Below are 21,817 nucleotides of genomic sequence, written 5' to 3'. Positions count from 1 at the left end.
TGGTCTCGCGAATGCCCTCCAGCACCAGCGGATGGCGCGCGAGGTTCTTGTCGAACGCCGCATAGACGGCGGTCGCCGCCGCGGCATCCTTGTTGCGCGAGACCCAGCGCGCGTAAGCGTCGGTGACCCGAAGCGCGGAATCGTCCAGCTTGTAGGCGCGCTCGAGACGCGTGCCGGCATCCTTTTCCTTGCCCGCGAGATCGAGGATCATGCCGGCGTGCAGATCCTTGAAGATCGGGTACCATTCCGGTCCGGTCAGCTTGTCGATATTGGCGATCGCGGTCTTGCTGTCGCCGGCGCCATAGCTGGCCCAGCCCGACAGCAGCGTGGCGACCAGGTCGGTGATCGGTCCGCGCACCGACTGATTGATGTTGACCTGCGCGGCCGCGTATTTTTTCTGCTTCAGGTCGCGCGCGCCGACCACCAGGCGCGCGACGCGGTTGTTCTTGTCGATAATCAGGATGCGGTCGGCGAGCTTTACGGCCTCGTCGATATCGCCTTCGGCAAGCGAGGAGATGAACGCGCGATCGAGCAGTTCGTTGTTTTTCGGATCGCTGCGAAGTGCGGAGCGATAGAACGTCGCCGCCGCACTGGCATCGCGTTCCACGCTGGCGTGACGCGCGGCCAGATAGCTGCCCGCCGTGGTCAGGCCTTTCATGTCGCGGCTGGAGGGAAATGGCGCCGTGGTGTCGGTCGGCCGCTCCGGGGTCTGCGCCAGAAGCTGGCCGGGCAATGCCAGCGATGCGATGGCGGCGGCGGCAATCGCCAAGCGATTGAAACGAATGGAAAACATCACGATTCGCCTAGCTCCAGGATTTGTACGGATAGTCTTCAAGCTGCGCAACCGACCCGGCAGCATCAAGTCGACTGACAATGCCGCGTTTGGCGTTCAATCGCAAGGATACGGGCGGCGAATCGATTGGCGGCAATTGCCCCCGGGCGATGGTCCATTTGAGCCCGCGGCCCCTGAAAGCGCTTTCACTGTGGCGGTATCGTGGCCGGCTTCGCCAGACCACACGTTGCGCTCACGCAATCGTGGTCACATTGCCTCGTAATTGGGCCCGCCACCGCCTTCGGGTGGAACCCAGGTGATGTTGGCGTTGGGATCCTTGATGTCGCAGGTTTTGCAGTGGACGCAATTCTGGGCGTTGATCTGGAAGCGCGGTCCTGATGGTTCCTCGACCCACTCATAGACGCCGGCCGGGCAATAGCGATTCGACGGACCGGCATAGACGTCGTGCTCCGATGTCTTCTGCAGGTTCATGTCGGCGACCTTCAGATGGACCGGCTGGTCCTCTTCGTGGTTGGTGTTGGACATGAACACCGATGACAGCCGGTCGAAGGTCAGCTTGCCGTCCGGCTTCGGATAGGCGACCGGCTGGTATTCCCTGGCCGGCTTCAGCGTCTTGTAATCCGGCTTGGCGTGCGACTGGGTGCCGAACAGCGAGAAGCCGAGCGTGTTGCACCACATGTCGAAGCCGCCGAGCGCATTGCCGAGGATGGTGCCGAATTTCGACCACAGCGGTTTTGCGTTGCGCACCGGGTACAAGTCCTTGCCGATGCTCGAATCGCGCCAGCCGTTTTCATAATCGACCAGTTCGTCATTGGCGCGGCCGGCGGCGATTGCAGCCGCGATGCTCTCGGCGGCAAGCATGCCGCTGGCCATCGCATTGTGAACGCCCTTGATGCGCGGCACGTTGACGAAGCCGGCGGCGCAGCCGATCAGCGCGCCGCCTTTGAACGTCAGGCGCGGCACCGACTGGTAGCCGCCTTCGGTGATTGCCCGTGATCCATAGGCGAGACGTTTGGCGCCCGCAAAAGTGTCGCGGATCTTCGGATGGGTCTTGAAGCGTTGAAATTTCTCGAACGGATAGATGTAGGGATTGTCGTAGTTGAGATGCACGACAAAACCGACGGCAACCAGATTGTCGTCGTAGTGATATAGGAACGACCCGCCGCCGGTCGAGTTGTCGAGCGGCCAGCCGAACGAATGCTGCACCAGGCCTTTTTCGTGCCTGGCCGGATCGATCTGCCAGACTTCCTTGAGGCCGATGCCGAATTTGCCCGGCTCGCAATCCTTGTCGAGCGCGAATTTGGTGATCAACTGCTTGGTCAGGCTGCCCCGCGCGCCCTCGGCGAACAGCGTGTATTTTCCCAACAACTCCATGCCGCGCGTAAATGAATCCTTGTGCGAGCCATCCCTGGCGATGCCCATGTCGCCGGTGGCGATGCCGCGCACCGCACCGTCGTCGCCGTAGAGCGTTTCGACTGCCGCAAAGCCCGGATAGATCTCGACGCCGAGCGCCTCGGCCTTGGCGCCGAGCCAGCGGCACACCATGCCGAGCGAGGTGATGTAACAGCGATGATTGTTCATCAGCGGCGGCAGCAAGAAATTCGGCAGCCGGAAGCCGCCCGATTTGGTCAGCAGATAAAACTGGTCGTCTTTCACCTGCGTCTTCAGCGGGCAATCGGCGTCCTCGCGCCAGTCCGGGATCAATTTGTCCAATGACACCGGATCGATCACCGCGCCGGACAGGATATGCGCGCCGACTTCGGAGCCCTTCTCGACCACGACGATCGACAACTCCGCATTGAGCTGCTTCAGCCGGATCGCGGCCGCGAGGCCGGACGGACCGGCACCGACGATGACGACGTCGAATTCCATGGATTCGCGGGGCGGCAGATCTTCGTCGGTGCTCATGGTGTCATCTCACTCATCGAGAACGCTTCTAAAAGCTGTTGTTTCCGATTTTTCGCTTGAGAACAACCATGGAAATGAAGCTTGAGGCGTTTCGCTGCGGCGCGATCCGTCCTAGATTGCCTTGATGACCCTGACGTTACGCCATGACACCTGACCGCGCCCTCACCGCCCACGAATTGCTGACCTTTTATCTGGAGGCCGGGGTCGACTGCGCGCTGATGGACGAGCCGGTCAACCGGATCTCGGATGAGACCACCGCCCCGCGCGGTCAGCCGCAATCTTCGCCGGTCAGGACAACGCCGGCCGTATTGCCGGCGCGCGCTGAAGCCGCACCGGCGCCTGAGGTGGCGATCCAGTCAGCGCGGGAAGCGGCGCGCACCGCGCCGTCGCTCGAGGTCTTGCGCGCGATGCTGGAGCGGTTCGACGGCTGCGCGCTGAAATCCACCGCGACGCGGCTGGTGTTCGCCGACGGCAATCCTTTGGCGCGCATCATGTTCGTCGGCGAGGCGCCCGGCCGCGAGGAAGACATCGAGGGCCTGCCGTTCGTCGGACGCTCCGGCCAGTTGCTGAACCGGATGATGGCGGCGATCGGGCTTGATCGCACCAAAGCCTACATCGCCAACGTCATTCCATGGCGGCCGCCGGGCAACCGCACGCCGACGCCGCAGGAGACGCAAATCTGCCTGCCGTTCATCCAGCGCCAGATCGAACTGGTGAATCCGGACGTGCTGGTGACGCTGGGCAATCCCTCGACCCAGACCCTGCTGTCGACCCGCGAGGGCATCATGAAAACCCGGGGGCGTTGGTTCGACTACGACACCGGCACCCGCAGGATCAAGGCGATGGCCACCTTCCATCCGGCCTATCTGCTGCGCTCGCCATCGTACAAGCGGCTGGCCTGGGAGGATCTGCGCGCGATCTCCAAGGCGCTGGCGTAGCCGTGTCCCGGACGCGATGCAGCGCGTAGCTCTTGTGAAGCGCTGCTTAGAACCGGGACCGTAGCAAACACAGAACCGTCATGGCCGGCTTGACCCGGCCATCCATCTTTTTTCAAAAGACTCTTCTGAAAAAAGAGGGATGGATGCGCGGGCCTTCGCCTCGCCGAAGGGGCTTCGGCCCCGCAGGCGGGTCGAGCCCGCGCATGACGAGAGAATTGTCCTCGTTACGGCCCCGGCTCTGCAGCGCACCACTCCGCAAGAGCTACGTGCTGCGCTGCGTCCGGGGAACGTAGCTATTCTACGGCGCCTTCGGCCGCACGATGGCCCAGCCGATTCGCAGCAGGCCCTGGCGCCCTGTGACCATCCGCTCGAAGGCGCGCGGGATTTCCGGCACGATGCCGGGAAACCGTTTGGCGAGTTCGTCCGGCGGCGTGCCGGCGGTGTCGGACGCGCGCCAGACCACGACGCCGCCGAGTTCATTGAATTTTGCAGGTGTCATCCATGGCGTCCGCGCCGGCGTCGCATCGAGAAACACATGCGGACGCGAAGAGTCCATTCCGATCAGCGTGGCGAGTTGGGCGTCGCCCGCCACCGCGCGCAGCGGACGGTTGGTGCGGCGCTCAAAACTGTCACCGAAAAAACGGCCGATGGCGGTGGCAGGCAATGAGGTCGCCACTTCCGCGGTGCCCGCCCAGGGCAGAAACAGCGTGGTTGCAAGCGTTGCAAGCGCGGGCGCCACGATCACAGCCGCCCAGGCCGAACGCAGCAGCCGCTGCCGCCGCAGATGGACCAGATCGCCGGCCGCGACGACCACCGCCAGTCCCGACATCGACAGCGCTATGCCGGCATCGCCTACCACCCGATCGAGGTCGAACAGAGCGGCGATCAAGGTTACGCCAAAGGCCGGCGCCAGCGCGAAGAAATAAACGAAATGCCGCGCCAGTGGATCGACCGGCGGCCGGAAGATGATCGGCGCCTCTTCCGGATTGCGCGTGAAGCGGGGCGAATTGAGAATAACCAGCAGCACGATGCCGGACATCGCCGCTACCAGGAACCCGAGCAGCACGCCCCAGTGAACCGCGCGCGCGCTCAACTCCGCGACCGCGGGCAGCGGCGGCATCGCGAGGGTGTCGGCGCGGATCAGCCAGATCAAATAAGGCAGCGCCAGCACGGCGATCACCAATAGCGCGAACAGCGCATCGAACGACATCAGCGCGCGCCGGCCGCGCGCGGTGGCCAGCGCAAATCCAACCACCAGCAGCAGCAGCCCGATCGCGGCGGATGTGGTCAGCAGCAGCAGGCCGGCCTCGATCGACAGCGCGAACCAGGCATTGCGGCGGCCCTGGCCGATGACCAGCCATGAATGCAGCAGCAGCAGCGCCCACAGCGGGCGCGCCAGCACCAGCGGCCCGAACTCGACGCCGGGAAAACTGAACGCCGTGACCGTGAGCGTCAGCAACACCGCGACCACCGCCTGTTGGCCGCCGACGATGGCGCGGCCCAGCGAGAACAGCGCCCAGAATGTCGCGATGAAGCACAGCTGCGCCAGCAAATAGACGCCGAAGACGTGATTGCCGCCGAGGCGGAAGGCGATGTCGGCAAGCCAGAACGCCAGCGGCGGACCGAGATCGGTGCCGACCTGATATTCGCGGCCATAGGCCAGCACGGTCGCGACATCGCCCGGCGGACTTCGATACAGCACGAGCGGCAGGATCAGCCATAACGCCGCCTGGAACAGCACCACGATCCAGACCACCAGCCGCGGCCGGGCGCGGATCAGTTCGATGATCAGGGAGGTAAAACGCATGAAGCAGCCAGCGGGGGATCGGTTCGGCAGTGATAGAGTGCACGGGCTGTTCAGGCAACTCCGTCAGCTGGCGGCGGCCGAGTGGACCCTCATGGTGAGGAGCGCCGCGCAGCGGCGCGTCTCGAACCATGGCAGCGCGCGGCCATCCTTCGAGACGCGTTCCTTAAGGAGCGCTCCTCAGAGTTTGTGAATCTATTCGAATTTCGACGTTTCTGCGGGTCCTAAGTCTTTGATTTGACTCATGTCGGAAAACGCAAAAATCAATAGATTCACAAGCTCTCAGGATGAGGAGTGGGCACTCACGGAGACCTCGACGATGCCGCTGACCTGCACGGCGCCGAGCACACTTTCGATGCTGACGCCCTCATGCTTTTCACGCGCGGCGATCACCGGCGCGAAAAAGCGGCGGTGATGCACGGTCGGCCCCAACCTGTCGAGCGCCTCCAGATGCTCGGGCACGCTGTAGCCCTTGTGCTGTTCAAAACCGTAGCCGGGACAATCCTGCGCCAGCTTGCACATCAGCCGGTCGCGCGAGACCTTTGCGATGATCGACGCCGCCGCGATCGACATCACCAGGCCGTCGCCGCCGATCACCGCGTCGCAATCGCAGGACGTGTCGAGCTTGTCACGGCCGTCGACGAACACGTGCCTCGGCATTTCCGGCAGCGCCTGCACCGCGCGCGCCAGCGCCCACAGCGACGCCCGCAGGATGTTGTCGCGGTCGATCCGCGCCGGCGAGGCAAAGGCGACCGCGAACGACGCGGTGGCGCAGATTTGCTCGAACAGCTCTTCACGGCGCTCGCGCGTCAGGCGCTTGGAGTCGTCGATGCCTTTGGGAATGCGCTTGGGATCGAGCACCACGGCGGCGGCCACCACCGGCCCGGCCAGCGGCCCACGCCCGGCCTCGTCGCAGCCCGCCACCGGCCAGACCCCGCGCTTGATCAGCGCGCGCTCGCGGCGAAAACTCGGCGGCGCCACCGCGATGACGCCTTTCGGCAGCTTGGCTTGGCCGTTCTGTGATTTATCCCGAATCATGCCGGGATGGTGCGGCGGCCAATCCGGCGGCGCAACCGGGAACTCGGGGCAGTGCCCGTTATTCAGAGGGGCGTTTAGTCCTGCACAACGTCGTCCCCGCGAAGGCGCTAGGGCATGCACATATCTTTTCTTTGCATTCCAAGCCGCACATTTAACCGTCATCCTGAGGAGCCGCGCGCTTGCGCGGCGTCTCGAAGGATCGCCCCAGGCGCTCGTGGCCCATCCTTCGAGGCTCGCCGCGAAGGAGCGGCGAGCACCTCAGGATGACGGCGGTATTGTATGGCCAAAGCTGATGGTAAATATGTGCATGCCCTAGTGGGAAGGCGGGGACCCATAACCCCTGGCACAAAAGCCGCCGCTGCAATGCCAAAACGAGACGACACGGCGTATGGGTCCCCGCCTTCGCGTGGACGACTCGCGGTTAGCTCTCGCTAAAACAGACTGAGCTGCTGCCCGCTGCGCTTCGGCCGCGCGAAATGGTCGGTGGTCAGTTTCGAGCGCCGCTTGTTCAGCCCCAACTTCTCGCAGGCGATCTCGAACCTTCGTCCGATCATCCAGGCCATTGGACCGGTGCCCTTCATCCGCGTTCCCCACTGCGAGTCGTAGTCGCGCCCGCCGCGCATATCGCGGATCAGCGTGAAGACGTGGCGATAGCGGTCGGGATAATTCGCCATCAGCCATTCGCGGAACAGGTCGCGCACCTCCAGCGGCAACCGCAGCAGCACGTAGGCCGCTTCCTTGACGCCGGCGTGGGCGGCGGCATCGAGAATGCGCTCGATCTCCGAATCGTTCAGCGCGGGGATTACCGGCGCCACCATCACCGTGGTCGGAATCCCGGCCGCGGACAATTGCCGCAGCGCCTCCAGCCGTTTTGATGGTGTCGAGGCCCGCGGCTCCATGGTGCGGGCGAGCTTTGCGTCGAGCGTGGTCACCGACAGCGCCACCTTGGCGAGACTGCGCTTCGCCATCCGCTGCAGAATATCGATGTCGCGGGTCACCAGCGCCGATTTTGTCACGATGCCGACCGGATGGCCGGCGCGCTCCAGCACTTCCAGAATGCCGCGCATGATCTTTCGTTCGCGCTCGATCGGCTGGTAGGGATCGGTGTTGGTGCCGATCGCGATCATCCGCGGCTGGTAATCCTGCGCCGCCAGTTCCTTTTCCAGCAGCGCCGGCGCATCGGGTTTTGCGAACAGTTTCGATTCGAAATCCAGCCCGGGCGACAGGCCGAGAAAGGCGTGGGTCGGCCGCGCGAAGCAGTAGACGCAGCCATGCTCGCAGCCGCGATACGGATTGATCGAGCGGTCGAAGCCGATATCCGGCGAGTCGTTGCGGGTGATGACTTTTCGCGCGGTGTCGACGGCGACCGTGGTCTTGAACGGCGGCAGTTCGTCGAGGCTTTGCCAGCCGTCGTCGAACGCGACCCGCGCCTCGGCCTCGAACCGGCCGCTTTCATTGGACTGCGCGCCGCGGCCACGCCGCCGCTCGCGCTCGATCGCGACGCTAAGTTCGGGAAAAGGAGAAAGCGCACCCGCCGGTTCGGAGGGCGCCGTGACCGGCGGGTGCTTGAGGGCGGCGGAGGATGCTCGGCTCATGGCCGCAACATAGCATGCCATGAGAACAAATCAAGAACATAAAATCGACGATCCACAGCAAACCGGGAAATCGCAAGCGTTCGATTTGCCGCAAAAAGCTGCAACGCGGCGGCTGTTTTGAGTGTGACAAGGTGATAACAGTGCGGCGTTTTGTCGTTTGAGGTATCCCAAGAGCCGTCCATGCTGAGCGTCATCATCCCCACCGAAGGCGTCGAACAGCCCGCCGTGGCCACGCTTGCGGCGCTGGTGCCGGGGGCAGCGGCGGGCGTGGTGCGCGAGGTGCTGCTGGTCGACCGCTCCAGCAGTGGCGTGATCGAGCGCGTCGCCGACGTCGCCGGATGCCGGTTTTTGCCGTTCGAGGGATCGCACGCCGCGGCGCTCGCGGCAGGCGCCCGGCAGGCGCGTTCGCCCTGGCTGATGTTTTTGCATGCAGGCGCCGTGCTCGATGCCGGCTGGATTGATGAGACCGCGCAATTCATTCAGGGCGTCTCGATCAGCGGCCGGCCGCGCGCCGGAATCTTCCGCTACGCCCGTTCGCCCTATGCGGATACCCGCCTGCGCGACGGCTTGAAATTCATCGCGCGGATGATCGCGGGTCCTTCAGCCGACCAGGGCTTGCTGATCGCGCGCGATCACTACGACCGCCTCGGCGGTTACGCGCCGGACGCGCCGCGTTCCGAGGCGAGGCTGCTCCGGCAACTCGGCCGCTCCTCGCGCACGCAACTGCGCAGCCGGATCATGGTGGCGTGACTGCGCCGATGCCACTTGTATCGCCGTCATCCTGAGGGCCGCGCCCTTGCGCGGCGTCTCGAAGGATGGAGCCACAGTGCATGCGGCCATCCTTCGAGGCTCGCCGAAGACGGCGAGCACCTCAGGATGACGAACTTCTACACCGACGCGCCCTTGGCCTTCGGGCGGCGCAGGTGCTCGTCGAGCCGCGGCATGATCTCGACGAAATTGCACGGCCGGGTGCGGTAATCGAGCTGGTGCGCCAGGATGCCGTCCCAGCCGTCGCGGCAGGCGCCGGGAGATCCCGGCAGGCAGAAGATAAACGTCGCACCCGCCGTGCCGGCGGTGGCGCGGCTCTGGATGGTCGAGGCGCCGATCTTGGCGTGGCTCAGCATGTGGAAGGCGATGGAGAAGCCATCCATGCGCTTCTCGAACAAGGGTTCGATCGCCTCCGGCGTCACGTCGCGCCCGGTAAAACCGGTGCCGCCGGTGGTGATGATGGCGTCGATGCCGGCGTCGGCGATCCATTCTCTCACAATAAAGCGGATCGCTTCGATATCGTCGGTCACGATCTCGCGCGTAGCGAGCTTATGGCCGGCTGCCGTGAGCCGCTCCGCCAATGTCGTGCCGGATTTGTCGTCCTTAAGCGAGCGCGTGTCGGAAATCGTCAGCACTGCGATGTTGAGCGGAATGAATTGCTTGGGTTCCTCGGTGGATGACATGGTCAAATCTCTTTGCCCCCAACTCCGCCGTCATCCTGAGGTGCTCGCCGTTCTTCACGGCGAGCCTCGAAGGATGGGCCACAAGCGCTCGCGGCCATCCTTCGAGACGCCGCGCAAGCGCGCGGCTCCTCAGGATGACGGCAGATTATAGCCGATCCGCGCCGAACGTGTTGCAGGCCTGCACCGTGCCCTGCTGGTAGCCGGTCATGAACCAGCGCTTGCGCTGCTCGGCCGAACCGTGGGTGAACGAGTCCGGCACCACCCGGCCCTGCGCCTGGCGCTGCAGCGTGTCGTCGCCGATCGCGGTTGCGGTCTGCAGCGCGGCGTCGATGTCGCCGGCCTCGAGGAAGCCCGGACGCTTCTTCTCCTCGCGGTTGACCCAGACGCCCGACAGGCAATCGGCCTGCAGTTCGACCCGCACCTGCAGCGCGTTGGCTTCGACCTTGCTGCCGGCCTGCTGCTGCAGCCGCGTCACCCGCGGCAGAATGCCGAGCAGGTTCTGGACGTGATGTCCGGCTTCATGGGCGATGATGTAGGCCGCGGTGAACTTGCAGGCATTGCCCGAGCAGCCGCGGAAGCGCGTCTCGACCTGGCGGAAGAAATTGGTGTCGAGAAAGATCTGCTTGTCCGGCGGGCAGTAGAACGGCCCCATCGCCGCCTGCGCCATGCCGCAGCGTCCGCCATTGGTGGCGTTGCGAAACAGCACGATGCGCGGCCCGGTATAGGTCTGGCCGCTGTCCTTGAATATCTCGCTCCAGCGGTCGTCGATCTCGCCGAGCACGCCGGAGATCATGCTGCCCATCTCGTCGGACGGCGCGCCGGCTTTCGGCGGGCCCGACCTGCGGTCGGTCTGATAGCTCGGCGCCTGCTGGCCGCCGGTGAGGATTTCCGCGCCACCGATCAGGATGCGCGGATCGATGCCGAACGCCCAGCCGACAAGTCCGAGCACGATGACGGTGCCGATTCCCAGTCCGCCGCCGCCGCCCATCGGTATTCCGAAGCCGCCGCCTCCGCCACCATCGTCGTCGCGGCGGTCATCAATATTATCGCTGCGGCGGAAGTCATCGTAACGCATGGCGCTCTTCCCTCATCCCGGCTCATTGCTGGCGGACCCGCCCGTCACTCAACGCGCCACAGACGTAAAATTTCCATTCCATTAAGCAATAAACTGCCAGGCAAAAATTGCCTAGCGCCAATGATGAAACGAGTGCGCGCGCGATAACCCGCTGTTTACCTCGGCGCGTCAATGTGTGGCCAGTCGGTTGTTTAGTCCCGCGTCGCCGACTGCGTCGCCTGAGTCAGAGTTGAGTCATGGTTGTGTCGCGTCGCGGGGCGTCTGCAAAGGCGCCCCGCACTCAATTTGAGTCTGCCCCGGCTTCGCGTATCATCGTTGGCGATTGCGTCGCCGAGATGTCGAAACTCCCGGCCGGTTCGGTCGATCTGGTGTTCGCGGATCCGCCGTATAATCTGCAACTCAAGGGCGAGCTCAAGCGCCCCGACGAATCCCACGTCGACGCCGTCAACAACGACTGGGACAAGTTCTCCTCCTTCGCCGCCTACGACGATTTCACGCGCGCCTGGCTGTTGGCCTGCCGCCGCGTCATGAAGCCGTCGGCGACGCTGTGGGTGATCGGCTCCTACCACAATATTTTCCGCGTCGGCGCCCTGATGCAGGACCTCGGATTCTGGGTGCTGAATGACATCGTCTGGCGCAAGACCAATCCGATGCCGAATTTCCGCGGCCGCCGCTTCACCAACGCGCACGAGACCATGATCTGGGCCGCGCGCGACGAGCACGCCAAGGGCTACACCTTCAATTACGAAGCGCTGAAGGCCGCCAATGAAGACGTGCAGGCGCGCTCCGACTGGCTGATTCCGCTGTGCACCGGCGATGAACGGCTGAAGGGCGCGGACGGCAAGAAGGTTCATCCGACCCAGAAGCCCGAGGGCCTCTTGGCGCGCGTGCTGCTGTCGTCCTCGAAGCCGGGCGATCTGGTGATCGATCCGTTCAACGGCACCGGCACCACCGGCGCGGTCGCAAGAAGGCTCGGCCGCCGCTACATCGGCTTTGAGCGCGACCAGACCTATGCGAGCGCGGCGGAAGCCCGCATCGCCGCGATCGAGCCGCTGCCGGAAGCAACCCTGGCGCCGTTCATGACCGCGCGCGACGCGCCCCGGGTGGCGTTTTCCGAACTGATCGAGCGCGGCATGATCCTGCCCGGCACCAAACTGGTGGATTCCAGGAAGCGCCACGGCGCTTTGGTGCGCGCCGACGGCGCCATCATGCTCGGCGACAAGGTCGGCTCGATCCACCGCATCGGCGCGGTGGCGCAGGGCTCCGGCGCCTGCAACGGCTGGACGTTCTGGCACGTCGAGACCAAGAAGGGCCTCCGGCTGATCGACGAACTGCGCGCCGAAATCCGCGCCGGCATGGCTGCCGTGTAGTTTTCGCAAGGCCCGCACCCTATTTCGCCTTGATTGGCTGTGATAAGCCTCGCGTTGATTAATTCACGCAGAACATCATTTATTGAGCCATCCGATGCGAGCCCGACAATCCGAGACGTTATTGCTGCTGCCGCTGCTGCCGATCTTCTTCGTCGGCATATTTCCGATGCTGCTGTTCGGGCTCTTGGGATTTCTCGGCATCAGCCTGTTCGGCATCCTGCTGATTTGCGTCGGCCTGTCCGACGGGCTCAACGCGAACAGCAACTTCAATCAGCAGGTCATCGTCCACGGCTATGCCAACCGCGCCAGCCGGTCGACGCAGGCGAGGGATTTGCATTCAGCCACGCGGTTTGCGCTGGTCGTCGATATGGTCGGCGCGGCGCTGGTGACGGTCGGCGTATGCGGCTTTTTCTACTTCGGCTGAATAGGATTGTCATACGCGGGCTTGACCCGCGTATCCATCCATCTTCGAGAAGAGTCTTTCCAAGAAGATGGATTGCCGGGTCAAGCCCGGCAATGACGCGGCAGAGAGCGTAGGGTGGGCAAAGGCGCTCTTGCGCCGTGCCCACCATCATTCCACAATACGCGATGTAGATCGAGCCCGCGAAGCCTATGGTGGGCACGCTGCGCTTTGCCCACCCTACATTCCCGGAGTACCATATGCTGAAATTCTACTTCAACGGAGCGCCGAACCCGAACAAGGTCGCGCTGTTTCTGGAAGAGTCCGGCCTGCCTTACGAGCTGGTGCCGGTCGACACCCGCAAGGGCGACCAGTTCAAGCCGGAATTTCTCAAGGTCAACCCGAACGGCAAGGTGCCGGCGATCGACGATGACGGCGTGTTGGTGTTCGACAGCAATGCGATCCTGCTTTACCTCGCCGAGAAGACCGGCAAATTCCTGCCCCCGAGCACGCCGGCCAATCGCGCGCAGACGCTGTCGTGGCTGATGTTCATCGCGACCGGCATCGGCCCCTATTCCGGCCAGGCGGTGCATTTCAAGCATTTTGCGCCGAAGGAGCTGGAATACGCGCACAACCGCTACCAGTTCGAGGCGCACCGCCACTACGCCATTCTCAACGACCATCTCGGCAACAGCCGCTACATGGTCGGCGACACCTACACCATCGTCGACATGGCATTCTGGGGCTGGGCGCGGCTGGCGCCGTTCGTGCTCGGCGATGACGTGTTTACAAATTATCCCAATGTGAAACGGCTGGTCGACGAGGTCTCGGCAAGGCCGGCCGCAGCGCGGGCGGTCGCGCTGAAAGACAAGTTCGTCTTCAAGACTGAGATGGACGACGAGGCGCGCGCCATCATGTTCCGCCATCTCAAGACCAAGGCGGCGTAGACTAACACCACGTCATTCCGGGATGCGCGCCGTTGCGCGCAGACCCGGAATCCAGACGTGTCGATCGAGATTCCGGGTTCGCGCGAAGAGCGCGCCCCGGAATGACAGGGACAAACACCATGACGGTTCTCATCGCCGGCGGCGGCATCGGCGGGCTGACGCTGGCGCTCAGCCTGCACCAGATCGGCGTGCCGGCCAAAGTTTTTGAAAGCGTGCCGGCGCTCAAACCGCTCGGCGTCGGCATCAATGTGCTGCCGCATGCGGTGCGCGAGCTGATCGAACTCGGCTTGCACGATCAGCTGGACGCCTCCGGGGTGCGCACAAAAGAACTTGCGTATTTTTCAAAGCACGGCAAGCCGATCTGGAGCGAGCCGCGCGGGCTGGAGGCCGGCTACAAGTGGCCGCAATTCTCGATCCACCGCGGCACGCTGCACCAGATCCTGCTCGACGCCGCGACCGAGCGGCTCGGCGCGGAGAACATCCTCACCAGCCATCACTTCTCTGGCTGGTCGGAAACACCGGACGGCGTCCGCGCTGAATTCATCGACAAGGCCACCGGCAAATCCGCGGGCAGCCATGACGGCGCGCTGCTGATCGCCGCCGACGGCATCCATTCCGCGGTCCGCGAAAAACTCTATCCACGGGAGGGCCCGCCGATCTGGAACGGCCGCATCCTCTGGCGCGGCATCACCGCATCCGATGCGTTCCTGTCCGGCCGCACCATGATCATGGCCGGCCACGAGGTGCTAAAGTTCGTCTGCTACTGCATCTCCAAAGAACCGGACGCGTCAGGCAAATTCCAGATCAACTGGGTCGCCGAGCGGCACATGCCGCCGAGCTATCAGTGGCGGCGCGAGGATTACAACCGCACCGCAAAGCTCGACGAATTCCTGCCGTGGTTCAAGGACTGGACGTTCGACTGGCTCGACGTGCCCGGTCTGATCCGCAACTGCCCGCACGCCTACGAATATCCGCTGGTCGACCGCGACCCGATTCTGCAATGGACTTTTGGCAAGGTGACGCTGATGGGCGACGCCGCGCATCCGATGTATCCGATCGGCTCCAACGGCGCGTCGCAGGCGATCCTCGATGCGCGGGTCATTACGCGGGAAATCCTGGCGCATGGCGAGACCAATGCGGCGCTGGCGGCCTACGAGGCCGAGCGCCGTCCCGCCACCACCGACCTCGTCATGCTCAACCGCCGCAACGGGCCGGAGCAGGTGATGCAGCTGGTCGAGGAACGCGCGCCGGATGGATTCAAGCTCGTCACCGACGTGCTGTCGCTTAAAGAGTTGGAAGACATCGCCGCCAACTACAAGCGCGTCGCCGGCTTCCAGGTCGAAGGCCTCAACGCCAAGCCGCCGATCGTGGCGATGCCCGCGCCGAGCCAGTTGTCGAGCGCGGGGTAGGTCTCGTGCCCCGGACGCAGCGCAGCGCGTAGCTCTTGCGAAGCGGTGCGCTGCAGAGCCGGGGCCGTCGCGAACACAACTCTCTCGTCATGCGCGGGCTTGACCCGCGTATCCATCCCTCTTCAGAAGAGTCTTGGGAAGAAGCTGGATGGCCGGGTCAAGCCCGGCCATGACGGTTCGGTGTTTGGTACGGTCCCGGTTCTGCGAAGCGGCATGAAGAATGCCGCATCGCGCCCGGGACACGACTGTGCTCACTCCCCTAGCCCATGCGCGATCACCTTGCGCATCAGGTTCGGCAGCGCTTCGCCCTCGAGCGTCGCAATCGGCACCCAGCGCATCCCGTCCGGCGCGCGGGCGCGTGCGGGAACGGTTGCGGTATAAACGACAAGTTCCAGCGGAAAATGCGTAAACACATGCGTGACCACGCCGACCCGGCGCTGCCACTTGCTCAAGCCTTTCAGTTTCACGGCCTGCTTCAGCGCAATCTTATCGTCCTGCGCGGCAACCCAGTCTGACGTCGGCACTTCGGTCATGCCGCCGAGCAGTCCTTTTTCGGCACGGCTGCGCACCAGCAACTCGCCGCCGCGCGTCACCACGAACGCAGCGCCGCGGCGCAGTGCGCCGGTCTTCTTCGGTGCCTTGCGGGGAAACGTTTCCTGATCGCCGCGCAGGCGGGCCGCGCAATCGTCGTTGATCGGACACAGCGCGCAGGCCGGCTTCTTCGGCGTGCAGATTGTCGAGCCCAAATCCATCAGCGCCTGCGCGCTGTCGCCCGCGCGCGTTGCGCCGAGCAGCGTCGCGGCCCACTGCTGGATCAGCGGTTTTGCCTGCGGCAGCGGTTCTTCCACCGCGAACAGCCGCGACACCACGCGTTCGATGTTGCCGTCCACCGGCATGGTGCGGCGGCCGAACGCGATCGCGGCAATCGCCGCCGCCGTGTACGGGCCGATTCCCGGCAGCGCGCGCAGGCCTTCCTCGGTGTCGGGAAACGCGCCGCCGTGATCGCGCTTAACCGCCACCGCGCAGGCGTGCAGGTTGCGCGCGCGCGAATAATAGCCGAGCCCGGCCCACATCCGCAAAACATCGTCGAGCGAGGCCTGGCCCATATCGCTCACGCTTGGCCAGCGCGCCACGAATTTCTCGAAATACCGCGCCACCCATTTGACGCCGGTCTGCTGCAGCATGATTTCCGACAGCCACACCCGATATGGATCGGCGGCCTCGCCCGGCAGCGGCCGCCACGGCAGCCGGCGGCGATGCCGGTCGTACCACGCCAGCAGCAGCGCCGGGCGGGCGGCGGCTTCGGATTGTTTTCGTATTTTAGGGGCTAACGATGCGGGCACATCCCATTCTAAAACCAGAATCAGGACATTGCCAAACGCGCTATTGCAGCCATGGCGCGGCTCGTTATGATCACTCGCACCGTCGTCATCCTGAGGAGCCGCGCTCTTGCGCGGCGTCTCGAAGGATGGGCCGCGGGCGCTCGTGGCCCATCCTTCGAGGCTCGCCGCAAGATGCGGCGAGCACCTCAGGATGACGAGTACTTGTGGCGAGGAGGACCTATGTCGAAATCGTCGACTACCACGTCTAAAAGCGGCCTCCTCCGAACCCGCACCCCGGTGAAATCCTGCTAGAGGAATTCTTGAAGCCGATGGAGCTCAGCCAAAATGCGTTGGCGCGCGCGGTTCATGTCGCACCCCGCCGCATCAACGAGATTGTGCTGGGCAAGCGGGATGTCACCGCCGATACCGACCTCCGGCTGGCGCGTTATTTCGGTCTGTCGGAAGGTTTCTTTCTCGGCCTGCAGATGGACTATGATCTGATGCAGCGGCGGCGCGAAATCGACCGCGATCTGAAAACCATCCGCCCCCGTGCGGCATAGGCACCCATGTCCAAGCCCGGCCCGATCTCCGCAAAACCGCTCTCCGTCCTGCTCAGCGACGTGTTTTCCGATGCCTATGCCAAGCAGGGCTTTGCCGCGCGGGAACTGGTGACGCGCTGGGCGGAGATCGCGGGTCCCGAGGTCGCCGCGCATTCGGAGCCGCTGAAAATCCAGTGGCCGCGCCCGGTCGAGGGGCAGGCGTCGGAACCGGCTACGCTGGTATTGCGGGTGGAAGGGCCGATGGCGCTGGAGATCCAGCATGCCTCCGACGTGATTCTGCAGCGGGTCAACCGCTTCTTCGGCTGGAGCGCGGTCGGCCGGCTGGCGCTGCGGCAGGCACCGCTGTCGCGCCGGGACAAGCCCAAAGCCTCGCGGGCGCCGGATGCCGCCGAGGTGGCCGAACTCGCCAAAACCCTCTCGTCGGTGGAGGATGAGGAACTGCGGGCCGCGCTGGCGCGGCTCGGTGCCTCGATCAAGCGAAATTGAGCTTTTTGAGCCTTTTGCGCACCTGCGGAACGCGGCCCGCCATTGCCACAATTGTCGTTTCAAGTTAGCGAACGAAGGCTGGGCATGACGAGCCCTTTTGTTATGGCGTGATCCCGCGCCGATCTGGAGCAAGCCGTTGATCATCACGCGCCGCGCCTTCACCGCCGCCCTTTCCTTGACGGGGCTTGCCGCTCTCTCCGGGCTCTCGCCGCTCCGCTTGATATCGGACGCGCTGGCGCAAAAGGCGACCGCGGCCGATGTCGCAAAGCCGGTGTCGCTGCCGGACATGGCGCTTGGCCCCGCCAACGCCACCGTCACCATGACCGAATATGCCTCGATGACCTGTCCGCATTGCGCGCATTTCAACGAAACCGTGTTCCCGAAAATCAAGTCGGAATATATCGACACCGGCAAGATGCGTTACGTGTTCCGCGAATTCCCGCTCGACATCAAGGCCGCGGCGGGCTCGATGCTGGCGCGCTGCATCGCCAAGGACGATTCCGGGAAATACTTCGCCGTGATCGACATGCTGTTCAGGCAGCAGAACGACTGGGTGCTGAAGAACACCACCGAAACGCTGAAGCGGATCGGCAAGCAGGCGGGCCTCAGCGAGCAGGCGGTGGAAACCTGCCTCAAGGACCAGGCGCTGCTCGACAAGATCGCGGCCGACCAGAAATACGCCGCCGACGTGTTGAAGGTCAATTCGACGCCGAGCTTCTTCATCAATGGCGAGGCCGTCAAAGGCGTCACGTTCGAAGATTTCGACAAGGTGATCAAGCCTCTGCTGAAGAGCTGATCTCGCACCGCGGCTCCGCGTGCCCCGGACGCAGCGCAGCGCGCAGCACTTGCGAAGCGGTGCGCTGCAGAGCCGGGGCCGTAACGAGGGTCCCGTGTCTGTGACGGTCCCGGCTCTGCGGAGCGGCATGAAGAATGCCGCACCGCGTCCGGGACACGAGGCATAACCCCCGCAAAAGACTCTGGAAAAGCCCCGGCCGCCGGTTGCCCTCTTAAGCCAGCCTCGCCATTGTCCGGCCCCAAGAGCCGCAGTCCGCGAGTCCCGCCAGCATGACAACGCCATCTATGGTATTGTGACGCTTGAGAGATTCGCGCCCTGCCAACAGAGCATCACTTATGAAACTCACGCGCCTTCGCCTGCACGGATTTAAGTCGTTCGTCGAACCCACCGACTTCATGATCGAGCCGGGGCTGACCGGCGTGGTCGGGCCGAACGGCTGCGGCAAGTCCAATTTGGTCGAGGCGCTGCGCTGGGCGATGGGCGAAACCTCGCACAAGTCGTTGCGCGCGGCCGACATGGACGCGGTGATTTTCGCCGGCTCCGGCAACCGCCCGTCGCGCAACCACGCCGAAGTGGTGATGACGATCGACAATTCCGATCGCTCGGCGCCCTCCGCAATGAACGATTCGGAGACGCTGGAAATCTCGCGCCGGATCGAGCGCGAGGCCGGTTCCGTCTATCGCATCAACGGCCGCGACGTGCGCGCGCGCGACGTGCAGATCCTGTTTGCCGATGCCGCCACCGGGGCGCGTTCGCCGGCGCTGGTCCATCAAGGCAAGATCGGCGAGATCATTCAGGCCAAGCCGGAGCAGCGCCGCCGCGTGCTGGAAGACGCCGCCGGCGTCGCCGGGCTGCATGCCCGCCGCCACGAGGCCGAATTGCGCCTCAAGGCGGCGGAAACCAACCTCACCCGTGTCGAGGATGTGATCGGGCAACTGGCCGGACAGATCGACGGCCTGAAGAAGCAGGCACGGCAGGCGATCCGCTACCGCGAAGTCGCCGCCAAGGTGCGCAAGGCCGAGGCCATGCTGTTCCACCTGCGCTGGCTGGAAGCCAATTCCGACGTGACGGAGGCCGGCCGCACCCACGACCTCAACGTCCGCGAACTCGCCGAGCGCACCCGCGAGCAGGCCGAAGCCGCCCGCATCCAGGCGATCCGCGCGTCGGAACTGCCGGCGCTCCGCGAGGCCGAGGTCCGCGCCGCCGCCGGGCTGCAGCGGCTTACCAATGCGCGCGAGACGCTCGACCGCGAGGAAGAGCGCGCCCGCGAGCGCGTCGCCGAACTCGACCGCCGGCTGACGCAGTTCGCTTCCGACATTGCGCGCGAGCAGCAGCAGTCCTCCGACGCCGACGTGGCCCTGCTGCGGCTCGACGCCGAAGACACCGAATTGAAGGACGAGATCAAGTCGCGCGTCGAAAAGCGCAGCGGCGTCGATGAGCGCGTATCGGAAGCCGAGACCACGCTGGCCGCCGCCGAGCGGCTGTTCGCTGAACTCACCACGGTCCTGGCCGACCTCACCGCCAGGCGCAACCAGCTTGAAGCCAGCGTGCGCACCCATCGCGACCGCCTGGCGCGGCTCGATCAGGAGATCGCTGGCGTCCAGAGCGAAGTCGAGAGACTGGCGCAGCAGACCAGCGGACTCGGCGATCTCGATGCGCTCGCCGGCGCCGTGGAGGCCGCGCAGCAAGCGCTCGCGCAGTCGGAGTCCGCCGCGCAGAATTCGGAAGGCGCCCATGTCGCCGCCCGGCAGCAGCTCGAAGCTGCCCGCGCGCCGCTGACCGAAGCCGACAAACGGGTGCAGCGCCTGGAAACCGAGGCGCGGACGATCTCCAAGATCGTCAACGGCGAGACCAAGAACCTGTGGCCGCCGATCATCGATGGTGTCCATGTCGCCAAGGGGTACGAAAAGGCACTCGGCGCGGCACTCGGCGACGACCTCGATGCGCCGGTCGATCCGTCGGCGCCGATGCGCTGGACCAATGCCGGCGTCACCGAGGGCGATCCCGCGCTGCCCGACGGCGTCGAATCGCTGGCGGCCCACGTCGAGGCGCCGTCCGAACTGGCGCGCCGTCTGGCGCAGATCGGCGTCGTGCCCAGGGAGCGCGGCGCGGAATTAATATTGCAACTCAAGACCGGCCAGCGGCTGGTGTCGCGCGAAGGCGACGTCTGGCGCTGGGACGGCTTTGTCGCGGCGGCGCATGCGCCCACTGGCGCGGCGCGGCGGCTCGCCGAACGCGCACGGCTCGTCGACATTGAAACCGAGCTTGAGCAGGCCCGCATCGATGCAACCATCAGGCGTCAGGCGCTGGAGTCCGCCGAAGCCGAGGTAAAAGCTGCATCCGGCGCGGAAACCTCTGCGCGCGACGCCCTGCGCGCCGCCCGCCGCGAGGTCGACGCCGCGCGCGAACATCACGCCGGCGCGGAGCGCGAGATCAACCGCCATGCCGCGCGAAAATCCGCGCTCACCGAGGCGCACTCCCGCCTCACCGCGGATCGCAGCGAAGCCCAAAGCGCGCACGAGAGCGCCGCCGCAAGCTTAAGCGAGTTGCCGCCGAGCCTCGACACCGAAACCAAACTTGGTTCGGTGCGGACCGATATCGACGGCCATCGCCGGCTCGCGGCACAAGTGCGTGCCGAGGAGCAGGCATTGGCGCGCGAGGCGGAACTGGCCGACCGCCGGGTGCAGGCGATTCTGGCCGAGCGCAGCGAATGGCAGAACCGCAAGCAGAGCGCGGCCTCGCAGATATCGACCATCGAGGCCCGCGTCACCGAGGTCAGAGCCGAGCGCGCCGAACTCGACAATGCGCCGGCGGTCTTCGCGGAAAAGCGCAGCGCGCTGATCTCGGAGATCGAGCATGCCGAAAGCGATCGCCGCGCCGCCGCCGACGCGCTGGCGACGGCCGAAAACGTCATGGCCGAAACCGACCGCGCCGCGAAGACCTCACTGGAAGCGCTGTCGAGCGCGCGCGAGGCCTGCGCCCGCGCCGAAGAGCGCATGGACGGCGCCAAGCGCCGCCTCGAGGACATCGAGCGCGAAATCCGCGACATGCTGGAAGTCGAGCCTTCCGGCGTCGCGGCGCTGGCCGAGATCAAGCCCGGCGCGGAGCTCGCGCCGCTCCCGGAGATCGAGGAAAACCTTGAAAAGCTGCGCCGCGACCGCGAACGGCTCGGCGCCGTCAATTTGCGCGCCGAGGAAGAGCTGCGCGAGGTCGAGACCCAGCACACCTCGCTCACCACCGAGCGCGACGATCTGGTCGAAGCCATCAAGCGGCTGCGCCAGGGCATCCAGAGCCTCAACCGCGAGGCGCGCGAGCGCCTGCTGACCTCGTTCGAGGTGGTCAACGGCCACTTCAAGCGGCTGTTCACCGAGCTGTTCGGTGGCGGCGAGGCGGCCCTGCACCTGATCGAGAGCGACGATCCGCTGGAAGCCGGGCTCGAGATCATCGCAAAACCGCCCGGCAAGAAGCCGCAGACGCTGTCGCTGCTGTCAGGCGGCGAGCAGGCGCTGACCGCGCTGGCGCTGATCTTCGCGGTGTTCCTCACCAACCCCTCGCCGATCTGCGTGCTGGACGAAGTCGACGCGCCGCTCGACGATCACAACGTCGAACGGTTCTGCACCCTGTTGCATGAGATGACGGCCTCGACCGACACCCGCTTCATCATCATCACCCACAACCCGATCACCATGGCACGGATGAACCGGCTGTTCGGCGTCACCATGGCCGAGCGCGGCGTGTCGCAACTGGTCTCGGTCGACCTCGAAGGCGCGGGGCAGATTCTCGACAAGAACGTGGCGTGATTTTTTTACCCTCCCCTGGAGGGGGAGGGTCGCCTGCCGAAGGCAGGCGGGGTGGGGTGCTGCAGCGCCGATGTTCATCGATCCGCACAGTTGGGTGAAGCGGTGGTCACCCCACCCCGGTTCGC

Annotated in this window: 17 protein-coding genes and 1 pseudogene; 10 read left to right on the top strand and 8 right to left on the bottom strand. The window is 64.9% G+C overall.

The window, feature by feature from the left end:
- Positions 1-793: tetratricopeptide repeat protein (locus VGP39_RS22925; RefSeq protein WP_414644774.1), on the bottom strand; the 793-nt coding region annotated here is incomplete at its 3' end.
- A 246-nt stretch (positions 794-1,039) separates the two neighbouring features.
- Complete coding sequence (locus VGP39_RS22920) at positions 1,040-2,701, bottom strand: electron transfer flavoprotein-ubiquinone oxidoreductase (protein WP_327570381.1); 1,662 nt, start codon at positions 2,699-2,701, stop codon at positions 1,040-1,042.
- A 143-nt stretch (positions 2,702-2,844) separates the two neighbouring features.
- On the opposite strand from VGP39_RS22920, the gene VGP39_RS22915 reads away from it, so the two are divergent.
- Positions 2,845-3,639 (top strand): uracil-DNA glycosylase, encoded by a 795-nt coding sequence (locus VGP39_RS22915; RefSeq protein ID WP_327570380.1) that lies wholly within the window; start codon positions 2,845-2,847, stop codon positions 3,637-3,639.
- Between the two features lie 298 nt (positions 3,640-3,937).
- Here the strand turns inward: VGP39_RS22915 and VGP39_RS22910 are convergent, their stop codons facing one another.
- From VGP39_RS22910 to VGP39_RS22900, 3 genes are all read right to left on the bottom strand, one after another.
- The gene (locus VGP39_RS22910) at positions 3,938-5,446 is read right to left on the bottom strand and encodes a glycosyltransferase family 39 protein (protein ID WP_327570379.1); all 1,509 of its coding nucleotides are present in this window, start codon (positions 5,444-5,446) and stop codon (positions 3,938-3,940) included.
- Between the two features lie 279 nt (positions 5,447-5,725).
- Positions 5,726-6,481, bottom strand: coding sequence for a ribonuclease HII (locus tag VGP39_RS22905; protein ID WP_327570378.1), 756 nt, complete (start codon positions 6,479-6,481; stop codon positions 5,726-5,728).
- 431 nt (positions 6,482-6,912) lie between these two features.
- Positions 6,913-8,076 carry a PA0069 family radical SAM protein gene (locus VGP39_RS22900; protein ID WP_327570377.1) on the bottom strand — a complete coding sequence of 388 codons (1,164 nt, stop codon included), beginning with the start codon at positions 8,074-8,076 and terminating at the stop codon, positions 6,913-6,915.
- Between the two features lie 180 nt (positions 8,077-8,256).
- Between VGP39_RS22900 and VGP39_RS22895 the strand changes: the two genes are divergently transcribed.
- Positions 8,257-8,826: a glycosyl transferase gene (locus tag VGP39_RS22895; RefSeq protein WP_327570376.1), complete on the top strand. Its 570-nt coding sequence runs from the start codon at positions 8,257-8,259 to the stop codon at positions 8,824-8,826.
- Positions 8,827-8,963: 137 nt separating this feature from the next.
- Here VGP39_RS22895 and moaB read toward each other — a convergent pair whose 3' ends face one another.
- Together moaB and ypfJ are read right to left on the bottom strand one after the other, a co-directional pair.
- Positions 8,964-9,527: a molybdenum cofactor biosynthesis protein B gene (gene moaB / locus VGP39_RS22890; RefSeq protein ID WP_327570375.1), complete on the bottom strand. Its 564-nt coding sequence runs from the start codon at positions 9,525-9,527 to the stop codon at positions 8,964-8,966.
- Between the two features lie 145 nt (positions 9,528-9,672).
- Positions 9,673-10,602, bottom strand: coding sequence for a KPN_02809 family neutral zinc metallopeptidase (gene ypfJ, locus VGP39_RS22885; protein ID WP_327570374.1), 930 nt, complete (start codon positions 10,600-10,602; stop codon positions 9,673-9,675).
- Positions 10,603-10,838: 236 nt separating this feature from the next.
- On the opposite strand from ypfJ, the gene VGP39_RS22880 reads away from it, so the two are divergent.
- The 4 genes from VGP39_RS22880 to VGP39_RS22865 all read left to right on the top strand — a co-directional run bounded on the left by VGP39_RS22880 (position 10,839) and on the right by VGP39_RS22865 (position 14,728).
- On the top strand, positions 10,839-11,972 hold the full coding sequence (locus VGP39_RS22880; RefSeq protein ID WP_327570373.1) for a site-specific DNA-methyltransferase: 1,134 nt from the start codon (positions 10,839-10,841) through the stop codon (positions 11,970-11,972).
- 94 nt (positions 11,973-12,066) lie between these two features.
- Positions 12,067-12,396 carry a hypothetical protein gene (locus tag VGP39_RS22875; RefSeq protein ID WP_327570372.1) on the top strand — a complete coding sequence of 110 codons (330 nt, stop codon included), beginning with the start codon at positions 12,067-12,069 and terminating at the stop codon, positions 12,394-12,396.
- A 236-nt stretch (positions 12,397-12,632) separates the two neighbouring features.
- Positions 12,633-13,319, top strand: coding sequence for a glutathione S-transferase family protein (locus VGP39_RS22870; RefSeq protein ID WP_327570371.1), 687 nt, complete (start codon positions 12,633-12,635; stop codon positions 13,317-13,319).
- 119 nt (positions 13,320-13,438) lie between these two features.
- Positions 13,439-14,728, top strand: coding sequence for a flavin-dependent oxidoreductase (locus VGP39_RS22865; protein WP_327570370.1), 1,290 nt, complete (start codon positions 13,439-13,441; stop codon positions 14,726-14,728).
- 251 nt (positions 14,729-14,979) lie between these two features.
- Here VGP39_RS22865 and mutY read toward each other — a convergent pair whose 3' ends face one another.
- Positions 14,980-16,071 (bottom strand): A/G-specific adenine glycosylase, encoded by a 1,092-nt coding sequence (gene mutY, locus VGP39_RS22860; protein ID WP_327570369.1) that lies wholly within the window; start codon positions 16,069-16,071, stop codon positions 14,980-14,982.
- Between the two features lie 219 nt (positions 16,072-16,290).
- Here mutY and VGP39_RS22855 point away from each other — a divergent pair.
- The 4 genes and pseudogenes from VGP39_RS22855 (at position 16,291) to smc (ending at position 21,692) form a co-directional block, all read left to right on the top strand.
- Positions 16,291-16,610: pseudogene (locus tag VGP39_RS22855) on the top strand (HigA family addiction module antitoxin).
- A 6-nt stretch (positions 16,611-16,616) separates the two neighbouring features.
- Positions 16,617-17,096, top strand: coding sequence for a DUF721 domain-containing protein (locus VGP39_RS22850; RefSeq protein ID WP_327570368.1), 480 nt, complete (start codon positions 16,617-16,619; stop codon positions 17,094-17,096).
- A gap of 136 nt (positions 17,097-17,232) precedes the next feature.
- Positions 17,233-17,892, top strand: coding sequence for a DsbA family protein (locus VGP39_RS22845; RefSeq protein ID WP_327570367.1), 660 nt, complete (start codon positions 17,233-17,235; stop codon positions 17,890-17,892).
- 335 nt (positions 17,893-18,227) lie between these two features.
- A complete protein-coding gene (smc, locus tag VGP39_RS22840; RefSeq protein ID WP_327570366.1) occupies positions 18,228-21,692 on the top strand; it encodes a chromosome segregation protein SMC in 3,465 nt (1,154 codons plus the stop codon).
- Positions 21,693-21,817 lie beyond the last annotated feature (125 nt).

It is taken from the genome of Bradyrhizobium sp. (genome assembly GCF_036009065.1).
In the GTDB taxonomy this organism is placed as follows: domain Bacteria; phylum Pseudomonadota; class Alphaproteobacteria; order Rhizobiales; family Xanthobacteraceae; genus Bradyrhizobium.
The sequence above is the reverse complement of the archived record's forward strand: the minus strand, read 5'-3'. Positions and strand labels throughout refer to the sequence as shown.

Bases quoted from the DNA above. Each gene is read 5' to 3' on its own strand.
- VGP39_RS22900 (WP_327570377.1), bottom strand. From the start codon at position 8,076: ATGAGCCGAGCATCCTCCGCCGCCCTCAAGCACCCGCCGGTCACGGCG.
- moaB (WP_327570375.1), bottom strand. From the start codon at position 9,527: ATGTCATCCACCGAGGAACCCAAGCAATTCATTCCGCTCAACATCGCA.
- VGP39_RS22920 (WP_327570381.1), bottom strand. From the start codon at position 2,701: ATGAGCACCGACGAAGATCTGCCGCCCCGCGAATCCATGGAATTCGAC.
- ypfJ (WP_327570374.1), bottom strand. From the start codon at position 10,602: ATGCGTTACGATGACTTCCGCCGCAGCGATAATATTGATGACCGCCGC.
- VGP39_RS22875 (WP_327570372.1), top strand. From the start codon at position 12,067: ATGCGAGCCCGACAATCCGAGACGTTATTGCTGCTGCCGCTGCTGCCG.
- VGP39_RS22850 (WP_327570368.1), top strand. From the start codon at position 16,617: ATGTCCAAGCCCGGCCCGATCTCCGCAAAACCGCTCTCCGTCCTGCTC.
- VGP39_RS22895 (WP_327570376.1), top strand. From the start codon at position 8,257: ATGCTGAGCGTCATCATCCCCACCGAAGGCGTCGAACAGCCCGCCGTG.
- VGP39_RS22870 (WP_327570371.1), top strand. From the start codon at position 12,633: ATGCTGAAATTCTACTTCAACGGAGCGCCGAACCCGAACAAGGTCGCG.
- VGP39_RS22915 (WP_327570380.1), top strand. From the start codon at position 2,845: ATGACACCTGACCGCGCCCTCACCGCCCACGAATTGCTGACCTTTTAT.
- smc (WP_327570366.1), top strand. From the start codon at position 18,228: ATGAAACTCACGCGCCTTCGCCTGCACGGATTTAAGTCGTTCGTCGAA.
- VGP39_RS22865 (WP_327570370.1), top strand. From the start codon at position 13,439: ATGACGGTTCTCATCGCCGGCGGCGGCATCGGCGGGCTGACGCTGGCG.
- VGP39_RS22910 (WP_327570379.1), bottom strand. From the start codon at position 5,446: ATGCGTTTTACCTCCCTGATCATCGAACTGATCCGCGCCCGGCCGCGG.
- VGP39_RS22880 (WP_327570373.1), top strand. From the start codon at position 10,839: ATGGTTGTGTCGCGTCGCGGGGCGTCTGCAAAGGCGCCCCGCACTCAA.
- VGP39_RS22905 (WP_327570378.1), bottom strand. From the start codon at position 6,481: ATGATTCGGGATAAATCACAGAACGGCCAAGCCAAGCTGCCGAAAGGC.